Annotated in this window: 15 protein-coding genes; 13 read left to right on the top strand and 2 right to left on the bottom strand. The window is 73.1% G+C overall.

The window, feature by feature from the left end; translation table 11 throughout:
* Positions 1–91: 91 nt before the first annotated feature.
* From rsfS to AB0J33_RS27590, 9 genes are all read left to right on the top strand, one after another.
* Complete coding sequence (rsfS, locus tag AB0J33_RS27630; protein ID WP_363617418.1) at positions 92–502, top strand: ribosome silencing factor; 411 nt, start codon at positions 92–94, stop codon at positions 500–502.
* The gene (locus AB0J33_RS27625) at positions 499–1,128 is read left to right on the top strand and encodes a histidine phosphatase family protein (protein WP_363617416.1); all 630 of its coding nucleotides are present in this window, start codon (positions 499–501) and stop codon (positions 1,126–1,128) included. Before rsfS ends, AB0J33_RS27625 begins: the two co-directional genes overlap by 4 nt.
* 48 nt (positions 1,129–1,176) lie before the next feature.
* Positions 1,177–2,031 carry a DegV family protein gene (locus AB0J33_RS27620; RefSeq protein WP_363617414.1) on the top strand — a complete coding sequence of 285 codons (855 nt, stop codon included), beginning with the start codon at positions 1,177–1,179 and terminating at the stop codon, positions 2,029–2,031.
* Positions 2,032–2,034: 3 nt separating this feature from the next.
* Positions 2,035–2,808: an SDR family oxidoreductase gene (locus tag AB0J33_RS27615; protein WP_363617412.1), complete on the top strand. Its 774-nt coding sequence runs from the start codon at positions 2,035–2,037 to the stop codon at positions 2,806–2,808.
* Between the two features lie 88 nt (positions 2,809–2,896).
* A complete protein-coding gene (locus tag AB0J33_RS27610; RefSeq protein ID WP_363617410.1) occupies positions 2,897–3,571 on the top strand; it encodes a hypothetical protein in 675 nt (224 codons plus the stop codon).
* Positions 3,572–3,721: 150 nt separating this feature from the next.
* The gene (locus AB0J33_RS27605; RefSeq protein WP_363617408.1) at positions 3,722–4,564 is read left to right on the top strand and encodes a helix-hairpin-helix domain-containing protein; all 843 of its coding nucleotides are present in this window, start codon (positions 3,722–3,724) and stop codon (positions 4,562–4,564) included.
* Positions 4,565–4,680: 116 nt separating this feature from the next.
* Positions 4,681–7,023, top strand: coding sequence for a ComEC/Rec2 family competence protein (locus tag AB0J33_RS27600; protein WP_363617487.1), 2,343 nt, complete (start codon positions 4,681–4,683; stop codon positions 7,021–7,023).
* 99 nt (positions 7,024–7,122) lie between these two features.
* Positions 7,123–8,103, top strand: a complete 981-nt coding sequence (gene holA / locus AB0J33_RS27595) for a DNA polymerase III subunit delta (protein WP_363617406.1) — start codon at positions 7,123–7,125, stop codon at positions 8,101–8,103.
* Positions 8,100–8,522, top strand: coding sequence for a hypothetical protein (locus tag AB0J33_RS27590; RefSeq protein WP_363617404.1), 423 nt, complete (start codon positions 8,100–8,102; stop codon positions 8,520–8,522). The genes holA and AB0J33_RS27590 overlap by 4 nt, the downstream gene beginning before the upstream one ends.
* A 196-nt stretch (positions 8,523–8,718) precedes the next feature.
* Here the strand turns inward: AB0J33_RS27590 and rpsT are convergent, their stop codons facing one another.
* Together rpsT and AB0J33_RS27580 are read right to left on the bottom strand one after the other, a co-directional pair.
* A complete protein-coding gene (rpsT, locus tag AB0J33_RS27585; RefSeq protein WP_030491765.1) occupies positions 8,719–8,985 on the bottom strand; it encodes a 30S ribosomal protein S20 in 267 nt (88 codons plus the stop codon).
* A 651-nt stretch (positions 8,986–9,636) separates the two neighbouring features.
* Positions 9,637–10,623: a phosphotransferase gene (locus AB0J33_RS27580; RefSeq protein ID WP_363617402.1), complete on the bottom strand. Its 987-nt coding sequence runs from the start codon at positions 10,621–10,623 to the stop codon at positions 9,637–9,639.
* A gap of 61 nt (positions 10,624–10,684) precedes the next feature.
* On the opposite strand from AB0J33_RS27580, the gene AB0J33_RS27575 reads away from it, so the two are divergent.
* From AB0J33_RS27575 to AB0J33_RS27560, 4 genes are all read left to right on the top strand, one after another.
* Positions 10,685–11,221, top strand: coding sequence for a DUF4240 domain-containing protein (locus tag AB0J33_RS27575; protein ID WP_363617400.1), 537 nt, complete (start codon positions 10,685–10,687; stop codon positions 11,219–11,221).
* A 116-nt stretch (positions 11,222–11,337) separates the two neighbouring features.
* Positions 11,338–13,215, top strand: coding sequence for a translation elongation factor 4 (lepA, locus tag AB0J33_RS27570; RefSeq protein WP_363617398.1), 1,878 nt, complete (start codon positions 11,338–11,340; stop codon positions 13,213–13,215).
* A 572-nt stretch (positions 13,216–13,787) separates the two neighbouring features.
* A complete protein-coding gene (locus AB0J33_RS27565; protein WP_030336503.1) occupies positions 13,788–14,072 on the top strand; it encodes a GlsB/YeaQ/YmgE family stress response membrane protein in 285 nt (94 codons plus the stop codon).
* Between the two features lie 127 nt (positions 14,073–14,199).
* A complete protein-coding gene (locus AB0J33_RS27560; protein WP_363617396.1) occupies positions 14,200–14,385 on the top strand; it encodes a hypothetical protein in 186 nt (61 codons plus the stop codon).
* Positions 14,386–14,663: the final 278 nt, after the last annotated feature.

Genomic DNA, 14,663 nt, shown 5'->3' with positions numbered 1-14,663 from the left:
GTTTGTGCACCTAACCGGCCAGAACTGGCCGATCGGGGCGCCGCCGGGTATGAGACGCTTGGAGGATCGCACGCTTGATCGAAGGAGAACGGTGACAGTTTCCGAACGCGCTCACGAGCTGGCTATCGCGGCCGCCCAGGCCGCCGCCGACAAGAAGGCGCAGGACATCACGATCATCGACGTCGGCGACCAGCTCGCCATCACCGACGCGTTCGTGCTCGCTGCCGCCCCCAACGAGCGTCAGGTGCTGGCCATCGTCGACGCCATCGAGGAGAGCCTCCTGGAGCTGCCGGAGAAGGCGAAGCCGGTGCGGCGCGAGGGCGAGCGCGGTGGCCGCTGGGTGCTGCTCGACTACGTCGACATCGTGGTGCACGTCCAGCACACCGAGGAGCGCGAGTTCTACGGGCTCGACCGCCTCTGGAAGGACTGCCCCACCATCCCGTTCGTCGATCGCGACCTGGTCGAGGCCGACGCCAGCGGGCCCGCTGCCGCCGCCGAATGACCCGACTGATCGTCTGGCGGCACGGCAACACCGACTGGAACGCCGCCAACCGAGTCCAGGGGCAGACCGACGTACCCCTCAACGAGCTCGGCCGCGACCAGGCCCGCGCCGCCGCGCCGCTGCTCGCGGCGCTGCGGCCCGACGCCATCGTGGCCAGCGACCTGAGCCGCGCCGCGGAGACCGCCGCCGCGCTCGCCGCGTTGACCGGGCTGCCGGTACGCGCGGACGCGAGGCTGCGCGAGCGGCACTTCGGCCAGTGGCAGGGTCTGCACCTCACCGAGGTCGCCGAACGCTTCCCCGAGGAGTACGCACGCTGGCGGGCCGGCGACCCGGACCCGGGCACGGATCTGGAGCCCCTGCACGACCTCGGCGAGCGGGTCGGCGCGGCGCTACAGGACGCAGCCGACGCCGCGCGGGGCGGCACCGTGGTGATCGCCACTCACGGTGGCGGCTCGCGGCAGGGCATCGGACGCCTGCTCGGCTGGGACACCGCCGTGCTGCGCACCGTCGGCTCACTGGCCAACTGTCACTGGACCGAGCTGCGCCACGACGACGTGCGGGGTTGGCAGTTGCGGGCACACAACGTCGGCCTGATCACCGCCGCGGTCGCCGTCGACGCGGTCTGAGCGGGCACACCTCGGCGTTCGCGGCCTCGATCGGCTAGCGTGCCGGGCATGCCCGTCGCGGTCGTCATCGACTCCACCGCCTACCTTCCACCCGAGCTGGTGCAGGCGCACCGGCTGACCGTCGTCCCGTTGACCGTCGTCCTCAACGGCGCCGAGGGGCTGGAGGGGGTGGAGACCCAGCCGGCCGACGCGACCCTGGCACTGAGCGCCCGCCGGGTCACGGCGACCACCTCCCGACCGGCCCCCGAGCAGTTCGCGCGGACGTACCGGCAACTGCTCGACGCCGGCGCCGACGGGATCGTCTCGGTGCACCTCTCCGCCGCGCTGTCCGGCACGGTGGAGGCCGCCCGACTGGCCGCCGCCGACCTGCACGGCCGGGTGGAGGTCGTGGACAGCCGCTCGGCGGGCATGGGGCTGGGCTTCCCGGCCATCGCGGCGGCCACCGCCGCCGAGGCCGGTGTCGACCTTCCCGGTGTACGCGACGCGGCGCTCGCCGCCATCGCCCGCACCACCGTCTGGTTCTACGTCGACACGCTGGAGTTCCTTCGCCGGGGTGGCCGGATCAACGCCGCCGAGGCGCTGCTCGGCACCGCACTGTCCGTCAAGCCGATCATGCACATGCCGGACGGCTCGATCGTGCTGCGCGAGAAGGTCCGCACCGCCAGCCGGGGAGTGGCGCGCCTCGTGGACCTGGCCGTCGAGGCGGCCGGCGACGACGACGTGGACCTCGGGGTGCACCACCTGGCCGCCCCGCAACGGGCCGAGGCGCTGCGCGCCGCGCTCACCGAACGGTTCGGCGACCGGCTGCACGACACGTACGTCTCCGAGGCGGGTGCGGTCGTCGCCGCGCACGCCGGCCCCGGTCTGGCCTGCGTGGTCGTCCACCGCCGACCGGAAGACTGAGCGGTGCCCAGTTCGTGCGTGGTGACCGGAGGTGGGCGCGGCGTCGGCCGGGCCGTGGTGGAACGTCTGGTGGCGACCGGTATGACGGTCTGTGTGCTGGAGCGCGACGCGGACGCGCTCGACTGGTTGGCCGGCCACCCGGCCGCCGACCGGCTCGTCGGGGTGGTCGGTGACGCCGCCGACGAGCAGGTGGCCGAGCGTGCCGCCGACCTGGCAGAGCAGGCCGCGCCGCTCAGTGGATGGGTGAACAACGCGGCGGTGTTCCGCGACGCGGCGCTGCACTCCGCGTCGGCCGACACCGTGTTGGACCTGATCGGGCTGAACCTGCGCCCCGCCGTGGTGGGCGCCGCGGTCGCCGTACGCCGCTTCCTGGCCCGCGCCGCCGGCGGCGCGATCGTCAACGTCTCGTCGCACCAGGCCCGCCGGCCGGTGTCCGGCGCCCTGCCGTACGCGACGGCGAAGGCCGCCGTGGAGGGACTGACCCGGGCGCTGGCCGTCGAGTACGGGCGGCACGGCATCCGGGCCAACGCGGTCGCGCTCGGTTCGATCGCCACCGAGCGGCACGCGGAGTTCCTGGCCACTCAGGAGCCCAGCCAGGCCCAGTGGATCGACGCCGAGCTGACCCGGCTACACCCGGTGGGCCGCATTGGGCAGGTCGAGGAGGTGGCCGAGGCGGTCGCGTACCTGCTGTCGCCCGCCGCGAGCTTCGTCAACGGGGTGACGTTGCCGGTGGACGGCGGACGCGCCGTGCTCGGCCTCGACCCCGAAGCTCGCTGATCTTGCACACGGCCGGCGAACGGTCTCCCGGGCTTCAGCGGAGATCATCGACGCCACGTCATTGCCCGGCGGACCTACTCTGCTGCCCATGAGGCCCCGTGCTCGTCGTCGATTCGTCAACCGACTCGGCGCGTGGTATCTGCTGGTGTTCACCGTCACCGGCGCGATCGGTGCCCTGGCGGCAACAACCTGGGTCCGCGCCGACAAGGTGGCTGTGCAGGGCACCGTGGTGTGGTGCGGCGCCCTGCTGGTGGCCGGGCTGGTGGTCTCTCCGCCACCCCGGATGATCACGCTGTCGATGGCCTGGCTGCTCAGTTCCCTGCTCATGTTCGTGGCCACCGGGACGCTCTGGTCGACAGTGCTCACGCATCGCGGCGAGCGGGTGGTGGCGACCGTGATCGACGTGCGGGACGGCGGTGGGAGGGGCCGTCACCTCTACTACACCCTCGCCGACCAGTACGACCAACGCATCCCCGGTGAACTGGGGATGTGGCCGGGGAGCAGCATCGGCGCGTCGAACAACCCGGAAGGCTCGGTGGGCCAACGCGTCGTCGTGGTGCGGGATCCCGGGGGTCTGGTCGACCCGCGCTCGCCGGAGGAGGTCTCCACCGGCCAGGGCAACCCGATCCTCCTGCCGGTCGTCTACGTCGTGCTCGCCGTGCTCTGTATGTTGGCCGGCCGGCCCCGGCGCGACGACGACAACCCTCGAGGGTGGCGACCGGCCGGCCGGTCCGATGCCGCCGACCCGCAGCCCACCTGGTGAGGCGCGCCCCCACGGCAGGGCCGTGACCCTTCGTGCGCGACGGCGTAGCAGATCCGGGCATGATCAGGGCGTTGTCCACAGTGGCGAGCGTTGTCCACAGGACCGCGTCGTCATCCTCCACCGTCCCGGCCGCCGCCATAGCGTCGCGCTGTGTCGCATGACGAGGAGACAGAGGTACGCCAGCGCCTGCGCCGGCTGACGGAACCGGCTGTCGCACCGCTGCCCCGGCCGCAGGCGCCGCTCGTGGGCGTACCCCCGTCGTCCCTGGTCGGCGCGCCGCCTGCGGATGCGCTGTCCGCCCCGCCCGTCGCGCCGGTCGCGGAGCCGGCGTCGGGGGGCCCGGCGATCCCGCCCGGGTCGCGGTTGCCCGGCCCGGGGGCGTTCGACCCCGGGCGGCGCGGTGTGCGGGCGTTGGCGGTGGTCGCCGTGGTGGTGGTGTTGATCGCGGCTGGTTGGGCCTGGCGATCCCGGCCGCGCTCGGAGCCGGTCGCCCCGCTGGTCGGCGAGACCGCATCGGCCGTGCCCGTCGCCGACCCCAGCGGGTCCGGCTCCGGCTCCGGCGAGCTGGTGGTGGCGGTCGCGGGCAAGGTCCGCAAACCCGGGTTGGTACGCCTGCCGGCCGGGTCCCGGCTCGCCGACGCGGTGCAGGCGGCCGGCGGCGCGCTGCCCGGGGTCGACGTGGCACTGCTCAACCCCGCCCGCAAGGTCACCGACGGCGAGCTGATCGTGGTCGGGGTGACGCCACCGCCGGTGCCCGGCGGTGCGGCCGGGCCGGCGGCGGGCGGCGCGGCACCCGCTGCCGGGCCACTGAACCTCAACACCGCCACCCTGGCGCAGCTCGACACGCTGCCTGGAGTGGGTCCGGTGCTCGCCCAACGGATCCTCACCCACCGGGACCAGCACGGCGGGTTCAAGTCCGTTGGCGACCTGCGTCAGGTCGACGGGATCGGCGATGCCCGCTACGAGCAGCTCAAGGATCTGGTGACGGTGTGAGCGCCGTCGCCGTCTCCGCTGACGCACCGCAGGCTGGCCAGGCTCGATCCGGGCCGCCGGCCGGGCAGGCTCAGGCCGCGTCGCCAGCCGGGCAGGCTCAGGCCGCGCCGCCGGATCTGCGGCTGGCCGGGCTCGCCGTGGCGACCTGGCTCACCGCGCTCGCCGGCCTGCACCTCGGCAGCCGCGCCGCCCTGCTGGTGACCGGCACCGCAGCCGTGTCGACGGTGGTGGGCGCGGTGCATCTGCTCGGCCGCCTCGGCCGTCCCCGAGCCGTGGTGCGGCGTTATGGGTGGGTGGCCGTTGCGGTCGGCCTCGGTGTGGTCTGCGGTGGTGCGGCCACCGCCGCCCGACTCGCCGTCCGTGACACGCCGACGATCCGTGCCCTGGCCGAGCAGCGCGCCCCGGTCACCGCCGACCTGGTCGTCCGGGACGATCCACGCCCGATCCGCAGCGCCGGGCGGCCGGGCATGCTGCTGGTGTCGACCGAGCTGGTCCGGCTCACCGGCCCGGATGGTCGACGGATCCACGCGTCGGTGCGGCTGCTCGTGCTGGCCACCGACCCGGCCTGGCGGGGTCTGCTGCCCGGGCAGCGCCTCACCGCCGACGGCCGGCTCGGCGTTCCGCGTGGTGGTGACCTCACCGCGGCGGTGCTCAGCACCAACAGCCCACCGGAGCGGGACGGCGCGCCGTCCTGGGGGCAGCGCGCCGCCGGGACGCTGCGTACCGGCCTGCAACGGGCCTGCGCGCCGCTGCCCGACGACCCCGGTGGGCTGCTGCCCGGTCTGGTGGTGGGCGACACCAGCCGCCTGCCACCCGCCGTCGAGGAGGACTTCCGGGCCACCGGGATGACCCATCTCAACGCGGTCTCCGGCTCCAACGTGGCGATCGTGGTGGGCGCCGTGTTGTTGCTGGCCCGGTGGGCGCGCGCCGGCCCGTGGCTCGCCGCCGGGCTGTGTGGGGTGGCGCTGGTCGGGTTCGTCGTCCTGGTCCGCCCGTCGCCGAGCGTCGTGCGGGCCGCCACGATGGGGGCGATCGGGCTCGCCGCGCTCGCTGCCGGGCGTCCTCGGGCGGCACTGCCCGCGTTGGCCGCGGCCGTCACCGTGCTGGTGCTGGTCGACCCCGAGCTGGCCGGCGATCCCGGGTTCGCGCTCTCCGTGCTGGCCACCGGCGGCCTGCTGCTGCTCGCGCCGCGCTGGCGGGACGGGCTGCGGCGGCGGGGCGTACCGCCGGGGCTGGCCGAGGCGCTGGCCGTGCCGGCAGCCGCCCAACTTGCCTGCGGCCCGGTCGTCGCCGGGATCTCCGGCACGGTGAGCCTGGTGGCGGTGCCGGCCAACCTGCTGGCGGTGCCGGCCATCGCGCCGGCGACCGTACTGGGCGTACTGGCGGCCATGATGTCGCCGATCTGGCCGACCGGTGCCGAGTTCGCCGCATGGCTGGCGAGCTGGCCGGCCTGGTGGCTGGTGGTGATCGCCCGGCAGGGCGCCCGACTGCCGGGCGGCACCCTGCCGTGGCCGGGCGGGGTGCCTGGCGCGCTGCTGCTGACCGGGCTGACCGTGGCGCTGCTGATCGCGGTGCGCCGACCCCTCGTACGCCGGCTGGTGGCGGTGGGTGGCGTCGCCGCCGTGCTGGGCGCCCTGCCGGTTCGGCTGGTAGCTGCCGGTTGGCCGCCACCCGGCTGGGTGGTGGTGGCCTGCGCGGTGGGCCAGGGCGACGCCGTGGTGCTCCCGGTCACCCCGGGCCGGGCGGTGGTGGTCGACGCCGGGCCGGAACCGGGTGCGGTGGACGGCTGCCTGCGCCGGCTCGGCGTACGCGAGGTGCCGCTGCTGGTGATCAGCCACTTTCATGCCGACCACGTGGGTGGGGTGGCCGGGGTGTTCCGGGGGCGGCGGGTGGGTGCCGTGCTCACGCCCTCGACGACGGACCCGGAAGGCGGCCGGGACCTGGTCCGGGCGGCGGCCACCGGCGGGCGGGCCGCGCTGCTGACCACCGTCGCCGGTGCGCGTCATCCGATCGGCCGGGTGGAGCTGCTGGTGCTCGGCCCGCCGTACCCGCTGGCCGGGACCAGGTCCGACCCGAACAACAACTCGCTGGTGCTGCGCGCCACGGTGGCCGGAGTCCGGATCCTGCTGCCCGGCGACGCGGAGACCGAGGAGCAGCACGCGATGGTGGCGCGGGCGGCGCCCGGCCAGTTACGGGCGGACGTGTTGAAGGTCGCCCACCACGGCTCGGCGTATCAGGACCCCGGCTTCCTCGACGCGGTACGGCCGGCGGTGGCGCTGGTGCCGGTGGGCACGGGCAACACCTACGGGCATCCGAGTCCGGGGTTGCTCGCCCGACTGAGCAGGGGCGGCACCCGGGTGCTGCGCACCGATACGGACGGCGATGTGGCCGCGATCCGAACGAGCGGCGGTCTGGCGGTGGCCCGGCGAGGTGTGCCGGCGGGTCGACTTGCGGGTTAAATGGGGAATTGAGGGTGATGTCTGGATTTGCGCTGAGTGCGGGCTACGCCGACCAAGCAGGGAATGAGCAGGCACGATCCCGCCGTAGGCCGTGCGAATATGGGCGGCGTGACCCCCGCCAGCCTCGCCCCCATTCTGCTCGTCCTCGGTGACGAGGAACTGCTCGCCACGCGCGCGGTCACCGAAGCTGTCGCGAAGGTCCGCAGCGTCGACCCCGAGGTGGACGTCCGCGAGTACCAGGCCGGTGCGCTCACCGTCGGCGAGATCGCCGAGATGCTCAGCCCCTCGCTCTTCGGCGGGCGGCGGCTGCTGATCCTGCGCTCCGGCCAGGACGCCCGTAAGGACCTGGTCGCCGCGCTGTTGGCGTACGCGAAGAATCCCGACCCGGACGTCCAACTGCTGGTGCTGCACCTGGGCGCCGCCAAGGGCAAGGCGTTCGCCGACGGGTTGCGGGCGGCCGGTGCGACGGTGGTCCCGGCCGCGAAGCTCAAGGGGCACCGCGACCGGGTGGCGTTCGTCCGGGACGAGATCCGCCGGGCCGGTGGAAAGTGCACCGACGACGCCGCCGAGGCGCTCATCGCGGCGGTCGGCAACGACCTGCGCGAGCTTGCCGCGGCCTGCTCCCAACTGATCGCCGACACCGACGGGCGGATCAGCGCCGAGACGGTGTCTCGTTACTACCGGGGCCGGGTCGAGGTGACCGGCTTCACGGTGGCGGACGCCACCATGGTCGGCGACGTGCCCGCCGCGCTTGAGGCGCTGCGCTGGGCCCTGCACGTCGGGGTCGACCCGGTGCCCATCGCCGATGCCCTGGCCGACGGGGTGCGCACGGTGGCCCGGGTGGCATCGGCTGGGCGGGGCAACCCGTACCAGCTCGCCAGCAGCCTCGGCATGCCGCCGTGGAAGGTCGAGCGGGCGCAGCGGCAGGGGCGGGGTTGGACACCGGAGGGCCTGGTCCGAGCGATGCAGGTCGCCGCCGAGTGCAACGCGGCCGTCAAGGGCGGCTCCGACGACCGGGCGTACGCCCTGGAGCGCGCGGTGTTCTCGGTCGCGGCGGCCCGGCAGGGCAGCACCAGGTGACGGGGGCGAACCGCCCAGCGTGGGCCACCATCCCGGTGGACGAGGAGCGTTACCGGCCGCTCTACGCCCGACTCCTCGGCCTGCGGTTCGTCAACCCCGGCGGCGTGTTGTGCTTCCTCTTCTTCGAGGGCGCCATCGCCCTGGCGGTGCTGCTCGCCCTGGCCGAGCTGGTCAGCTGGTGGGCGGTGCTGGTGCTGCCGGTCGTGGTGGCGGCGATGGTCAAGCTCAACGACATGGTGGCCGCGGTGGTGGTCCGCTCCGCCGCGCTCGTGCCCGAGCAGGAACGGGACCGGTTTCGCCGGCAGATGGAACCGGTGGTCGGCCGAGCCCGGGTGGAGTGGGTCTCGCACAGCGTTCCCGGCGTGGTGATCACCGCCGACCCGGTGCCGCCTCCCCGGCGCGCCGACCAGGGGGAATGAGCGCCGACGCCGTCGAAGGCACGCGGGGCGGCCCGAGGAGACGCGGCCGGCTCTGGACACACACGGAAGCACGCGGGCCGGCCCGAGGAGACGGGCCCGGTGTGGGTGACGGTGACGCCGTCGCGGCCGGCTCCGGACACACGGAAGCCCCGGGCCGAGGCCCGGGGCTTTCCGAATCAGTCTGACGGTGAAGTCGTCAGGCGGAGAGCGACACCACGCGCTTTGCGATCGCGGACTTGCGGTTCGCGGCCTGGTTGGAGTGGATCACGCCCTTGCTGACGGCCTTGTCCAGCTTGCGCGAGGCGTCCAGCATGAGCGCGGTGGCCTTCTCGACGTCACCGGCCTCGGCAGCCTCGTGGAACTTCCGGACGGCGGTCTTCAGCGACGACTTGACCGACTTGTTGCGCAGCCGGGCCTTCTCGTTCTGCCGGTTGCGCTTGATCTGGGACTTGATGTTCGCCACGCGACAGCCTCGTCTTGATAGCTCGGGTTGGTCAGCTTATTGCGCGGGATGACGAACATGCGTCATCGCTGCGCGAAGAGCCAGGTTACCAGGTCGCCCGGGACGAGCCAAAACGGCTCGGCCGAAAGGGGATCCTCCCCGGTCGTGGGCTCACCTGGACGCTCGACGCTTGATCCACTCGGCCTCCTGAAAATCGGGGCATCTGGCCGCGTCTGATAGCCCGACTTCAAGAAACCGGAGTCGATCAAGGGCCGTCGGGCCCCCGGACCCCCCGGGCCGTCGGGCCCCCGGACCCCCCGGGCCGTCGGGCCGTCGGGCCCCCCGGGCCGTCGGGCCCCCCGGGCCCCCCGGGCCGTCGGGCCCCCCGGGCCTCCGGGCCGTCGGGCCCCCCGGGCCTCCGGGCCGTCGGGCCCCCCGGGCCCCCCGGGCCGTCGGGCCCCCCGGGCCTCCGGGCCGTCGGGCCTCCGGGCCGTCGGGCCTCCGGGCCGTCGGGCCTCCGGGCCGTCGGGCCTCCGGGCCGTCGGGCCTCCGGGCCGTCGGGCCATCCGGGCCGTCGGGCCATCCGGGCCGTCGGGCCATCCGGGCCGTCGGGCCATCCGGGCCGTCGGGGTACCCGGGCCACGGGACCTCCGCGACGGCCTTGGCGGGCGGTCAGCGCCAGCCCTGGCGGCGGGCCAGCCAGTCGAGTGCCTGCTCGCCACTCCATCGCTGGTGGGCGGGCTGGTGCGGCGAGGCCGTCGGCGGTGCCGCGGCGGCGCCGGTGAGGTAGTAGCCGGCCAATGCGGCCAGGGTCGCGTCCAGCGCGTCCGGGGGCGCGCCGACGGCGGCCGCGTGCGCGGCGAAGAGCCGGTCGGCGTCCAGCCCGCTGGCGTACGCGGTGAGCAGCAGGCCGGCCAGGTCGAACCAGGCCGGCCCGACGCAGACCCAGGTCCAGTCGCAGAACCAGGCTCGGCCGTCCATGCCGATTAGCACGTTGTCGACCCGCAGGTCGCCGTGGATCAGGCCGGTCGCTCCGGCGGCGTACCGGGGCAGGAGCGACTCCAGCTCGACCAGCTCGGGCAGCCGGCCCCGTGCCGACGTGGGAAGCGGTGGGGGCGGCTCCCGGCCGGCGGCGACCTCCTCCCACCAGAGGATGTCCGAGCGGGCCAGGTCGGCCAGGTGCGGCAGGCCGAGCGCGGTCAGTTCGGTCGGCGGGTCGGCCAGGGCGTCGGCGACCCGCGCGTACCCGGCGAGGGTGGCGTCCAACTCGGCGGGAACCCAGGGCAGGCCCGGGGTGTGCCCGTCGACGGCGTCGGTGCACAGCACGAACCAGCCGGCCGCGGCGAGGGTCCACCGGGGGCGGGGCGCCGGCAGGTCCACCGGCAGCCGGTCGAGGATCGCGGCCTCCCGGGCGTACCAGTCGACCAGATGCGGTTGCTCGGCGGCGGGTGCCGCCTTGACGAAGGCCCGACCACCGTCGGCCGTGCCGAGCACGGCGGCGAACCCCCGGGTGAAGCCCGCGCCCGCGACCCGGGCGGTGACCACCGGCGCGCCGAGCCGTTGCGCGATCGCGGCGCGCAACTCCGCCGGCAACTCCGGCCACGACGGGCGCAGGGCGCTCGCGTGGTACGGCACCGGCGGCAGCAGGGGAGCGGACATCCCACCATGCTGCCCCGGGGTACGTGCGCGACGCAGGGCGACACTGCCAGACTGCCAAGCCATGAGGACCGAGGACTTCTGGCAGCTGATCGACGACGCGCGCGCCGGTGGCGGCGGTGAGCCCGGCCCGGTCGCCGCGCGGGCGGTCGCGCTGCTCGCCGCGCGCGACCCGGAGGACATCATCGGGTACGCGCGACACCAGACACGGGTCCTGGCCGCCTCGCACAAGGCGGACCTGTGGGGTGCGGCTTACCTGATCAACGGGGGCGCCTCGGCGGACGGCTTCGAACACTTCCGGGGCTGGCTGATGACCCAGGGTCGTGCCGTCTTCGCCCGTGCGGTCGCCGAACCGGACTCGCTGGCCGAATTGCCGCAGGTGCGGGCGGCCTCGCTCAGCGGTGAGGAGTTCTCCGCCGAGCAGATGCTCTCGGTGCCCTGGGACGCGTACCGCAAGGCCACCGCGACCGAGTTGCCGGCGGACCGCGACCCGGTGCGCACGCCGGACCTCAACGACTTCTGGGACTTCGACGACGAGGACGAGGCGCGCCGGCGGCTGCCCCGGCTGGCCGCCCTCTTCGTCGAGCCGCCGATGGAGTGAGGGGTCCTCGGGCCGATCCATCGCCCGCGCAGCGGGCGTACCCCGGCGGCGTGGGAACATAGAGGGGGTCGGCGGCGCGCCGGCCTGTTCACGTCAGCCGACCAGAACGGACCGCTGTGCCACCGAAGCTCGATCCCGGCGCGAACGCCCCTGGTGCCACCGACCCCGGTCGCATCCGGAACTTCGGCATCATCGCCCACATCGACCACGGGAAGTCGACCCTGGCCGACCGGATGTTGCAGCTCACCGGCGTGGTCGACCCGCGGCAGATGCGCGCGCAGTACCTGGACCGGATGGACATCGAGCGCGAGCGCGGCATCACCATCAAGAGCCAGGCCGTCCGCATGCCGTGGACCATCCGCGAGGGTGACCGGGCCGGTGAGCACGCCGTGCTCAACATGATCGACACCCCGGGGCACGTGGACTTCACCTACGAGGTGTCCCGGTCGCTGGCCGCCTGCGAGGGCGCCGTGCTGCTCGTCGACGCCGCGCAGGGCATCGAGGCGCAGACCCTGGCCAACCTGTACCTGGCTCTCGAGAACGACCTGCGCATCATCCCGGTGCTCAACAAGATCGACCTGCCGGCGGCGCAGCCGGAGAAGTACGCCGAGGAGTTGGCCCACCTCATCGGCGGCGACCCCGCCGACTGCATCCGGGTCTCCGGCAAGACCGGCGAGGGCGTCCCGCACCTGCTCGACGAGATCGTCCGGCAGTTCATTCCACCGGTCGGCGACGCCGACGCGCCCGCCCGGGCGATGATCTTCGATTCGGTGTACGACGTCTACCGTGGCGTGGTCACGTACGTCCGGGTCATCGACGGCCGGATCAGCGCCCGCGACCGGATCAAGATGATGTCCACCGGTGCGGTGCACGAGCTGCTGGAGATCGGCGTCATCTCGCCCGAGATGGTCAAGGCCGAGGCGCTCGGCGTCGGCGAGGTCGGCTACCTGATCACCGGTGTGAAGGACGTCCGGCAGTCCCGGGTCGGTGACACGGTCACCATCAACAGCCGGCCGGCGGCCGAGCCGTTGGGTGGCTACAAGGACCCGAAGCCGATGGTCTACTCCGGCCTGTACCCCATCGACGGGTCCGACTACCCGAACCTGCGCGAGGCGCTGGACAAGCTCAAGCTCAACGACGCCGCCCTCGACTACGAGCCGGAGACCTCCGGCGCGCTCGGCTTCGGCTTCCGCTGCGGCTTCCTCGGCCTGCTCCACCTGGAGATCATCCGGGAGCGGCTGGAGCGCGAGTACAACCTCGACCTGATCTCCACCGCGCCCAACGTCGTCTACCGGGCGATCACGGACGACGGCGCGGAGATCGTCGTGACCAACCCGAGCGAGTACCCCACCGGCAAGATCGCCGAGGTGTACGAGCCGGTCGTCCGGGCCACCGTGCTGACGCCCAACGACTACGTCGGTGCGGTCATGGAGCTCTGCCAGGGCCGACGCGGCACCCTGCTCGGCATGGACTACCTCTCCGCCGACCGGGTGGAGCTGCGCTACACGCTGCCCCTCGCGGAGATCATCTACGACTTCTTCGACCAGCTGAAGAGCCGTACCAAGGGCTACGCCTCACTGGACTACGAGCCCTCCGGCGAGCAGGCGTCCGACCTGGTGAAGGTGGACATCCTGCTGCACGGTGAGCCGGTGGACGCGTTCAGCGCCATCGTGCACAAGGACAAGGCGTACAACTACGGCGTCACCATCGCCGCCAAGCTGCGCACCCTGATCCCGCGCCAGCAGTTCGAGGTGCCCATCCAGGCAGCCATCGGCAGCCGGGTCATCGCCCGGGAAACCATCCGGGCGATCCGCAAGGACGTTCTCGCCAAGTGCTACGGCGGTGACATCAGCCGTAAGCGCAAGCTGCTGGAGAAGCAGAAGGAAGGCAAGAAGCGGATGAAGATGGTCGGCCGGGTCGAGGTGCCGCAGGAAGCCTTCATCGCCGCCCTCTCCTCCGACTCCGGTGACAGCAAGGCCGCCGGAAAGAAGTAGACCGCGACGCGTTCACGCGCCCGGGTGCCGCACGCACCCGGGCGCGTTCGCGTAATCGGTCGCCGTGGGGTGGCCTGGTCTCCCGGCGTTGTCTGATTGCCGGGCGGGGCTGGTCTCCGGGCGTTGTTTGATTGCCGGGCGGGGCTGGTCTCCGGGCGTTGTTTGATTGCCGGGCGGGGCTGGTCTCCGGGCGTTGTCTGATTGCCGTGGGTGCCCGGTCTCCTGGCGTGGGTCGGTTGTCGTGGGTGCCCCGGCTTCCTTGCGCGTGGGGTTGCCATGGGTGCACCGGCGTGTCGGCTGTTCCGGTGTCGGCTCGGCGCTGTGCGACGGGCGTTGGGACCGCCAGATGCGGAAAAATTTCCGCCGCTGTCGTGCCGTGGACGGGTCGACGAGATGGGCTCCCACCTGTGTGGACACCCTCCCGGGGCCAACCGACGCACCGCCACAGCATTGATGCGTGACGTTGTCCTTCGAGGTGAGTCGGTTTGGGCTTTCGGTGGGTCGGGCACTTAGCGGTCACGACAGGAAGCACACACATCGTGTGTCAGACATTCTTTTGAAGGAGGGCGACCGTGGAGTTCACCGTGTGGGGCATCATCACTGCGATCGTTGTTGGTCTCATCGTCGGCGCGCTCGGCCGTCTGGTCGTCCCGGGCCGGCAGAACATGCCGATCTGGCTTCACATGCTGATCGGTATCGGCGCGGCCCTGCTGGGCACCGTGCTGGCGCGGGCCATCGGCATCGCGACCGAGACGAGCGGTGTCGACTGGGGCGAGCTGCTGGTGCAGGTCGTGGTGGCCGCGATCGCGGTCGCGCTGGTGGCCGGTGTGGGTGGCCGCCGCCGGGTAACCCGCTAACACCAACGCAGCAACCCGTACCAACGCGACACCTTCGATGGGCGCCCGACCGACAGGTCGGGCGCCCATCGGCGTTCGCCCCGCCGCGACGACCACCGCCGCGCCCCGCCGACGTCACGCGTCTTCGGTGACACCCGGCGCCTTCGGTGTCCTGCCCGGCGTCTTCGGTGTCCTGCCCGGCGCCTTCGGTGTTCCGCCCGGCGTCTTCGGTGTCCTGCCGGGCGTCCTCGGTGTCCCGGCCGACGTCTCCAGCGGGCCTGATCGCGGTGATCGACTCGGATTTCGTGATGTCGGCGTGTCCTGGTGGGTGTGATGCCCCGGTTTCATTGACCTCGTGTTGATCTCGCGGTCTGGCGCTCTGGGTTCGATCGTCTGGGCTCGGTCGGTCTTCCTTGGCGCGCGGGATCGCGGTGATCGACTCGGGTTTCGTGAAGTCGGGGTGTCCTGGTGGTGTGATGCCACAGTTTCAATGACCTCGTGTTGATCTTGGCCCTGTGGCCCTGTGGCCCTGTGGCCCTGTGGCCCTGTGGCCCTGTGGCCCTGTGGCCCTGTGGCCCTGTGGCCCTGTGGCCCTGTGGCCCTGTGGCCCTG

The sequence above is a fragment of the Micromonospora sp. NPDC049645 genome, from assembly GCF_040675155.1.
Lineage (GTDB): Bacteria > Actinomycetota > Actinomycetes > Mycobacteriales > Micromonosporaceae > Micromonospora.
The sequence above is the reverse complement of the archived record's forward strand: the minus strand, read 5'-3'. Positions and strand labels throughout refer to the sequence as shown.

Excerpts from the sequence above, each read along its gene's own strand:
- AB0J33_RS27625 (WP_363617416.1), top strand. The coding sequence starts at position 499 with ATGACCCGACTGATCGTCTGGCGGCACGGCAACACCGACTGGAACGCC.
- AB0J33_RS27620 (WP_363617414.1), top strand. The coding sequence starts at position 1,177 with ATGCCCGTCGCGGTCGTCATCGACTCCACCGCCTACCTTCCACCCGAG.
- AB0J33_RS27610 (WP_363617410.1), top strand. The coding sequence starts at position 2,897 with ATGAGGCCCCGTGCTCGTCGTCGATTCGTCAACCGACTCGGCGCGTGG.
- holA (WP_363617406.1), top strand. The coding sequence starts at position 7,123 with ATGGGCGGCGTGACCCCCGCCAGCCTCGCCCCCATTCTGCTCGTCCTC.
- AB0J33_RS27580 (WP_363617402.1), bottom strand. The coding sequence starts at position 10,623 with ATGTCCGCTCCCCTGCTGCCGCCGGTGCCGTACCACGCGAGCGCCCTG.
- AB0J33_RS27575 (WP_363617400.1), top strand. The coding sequence starts at position 10,685 with ATGAGGACCGAGGACTTCTGGCAGCTGATCGACGACGCGCGCGCCGGT.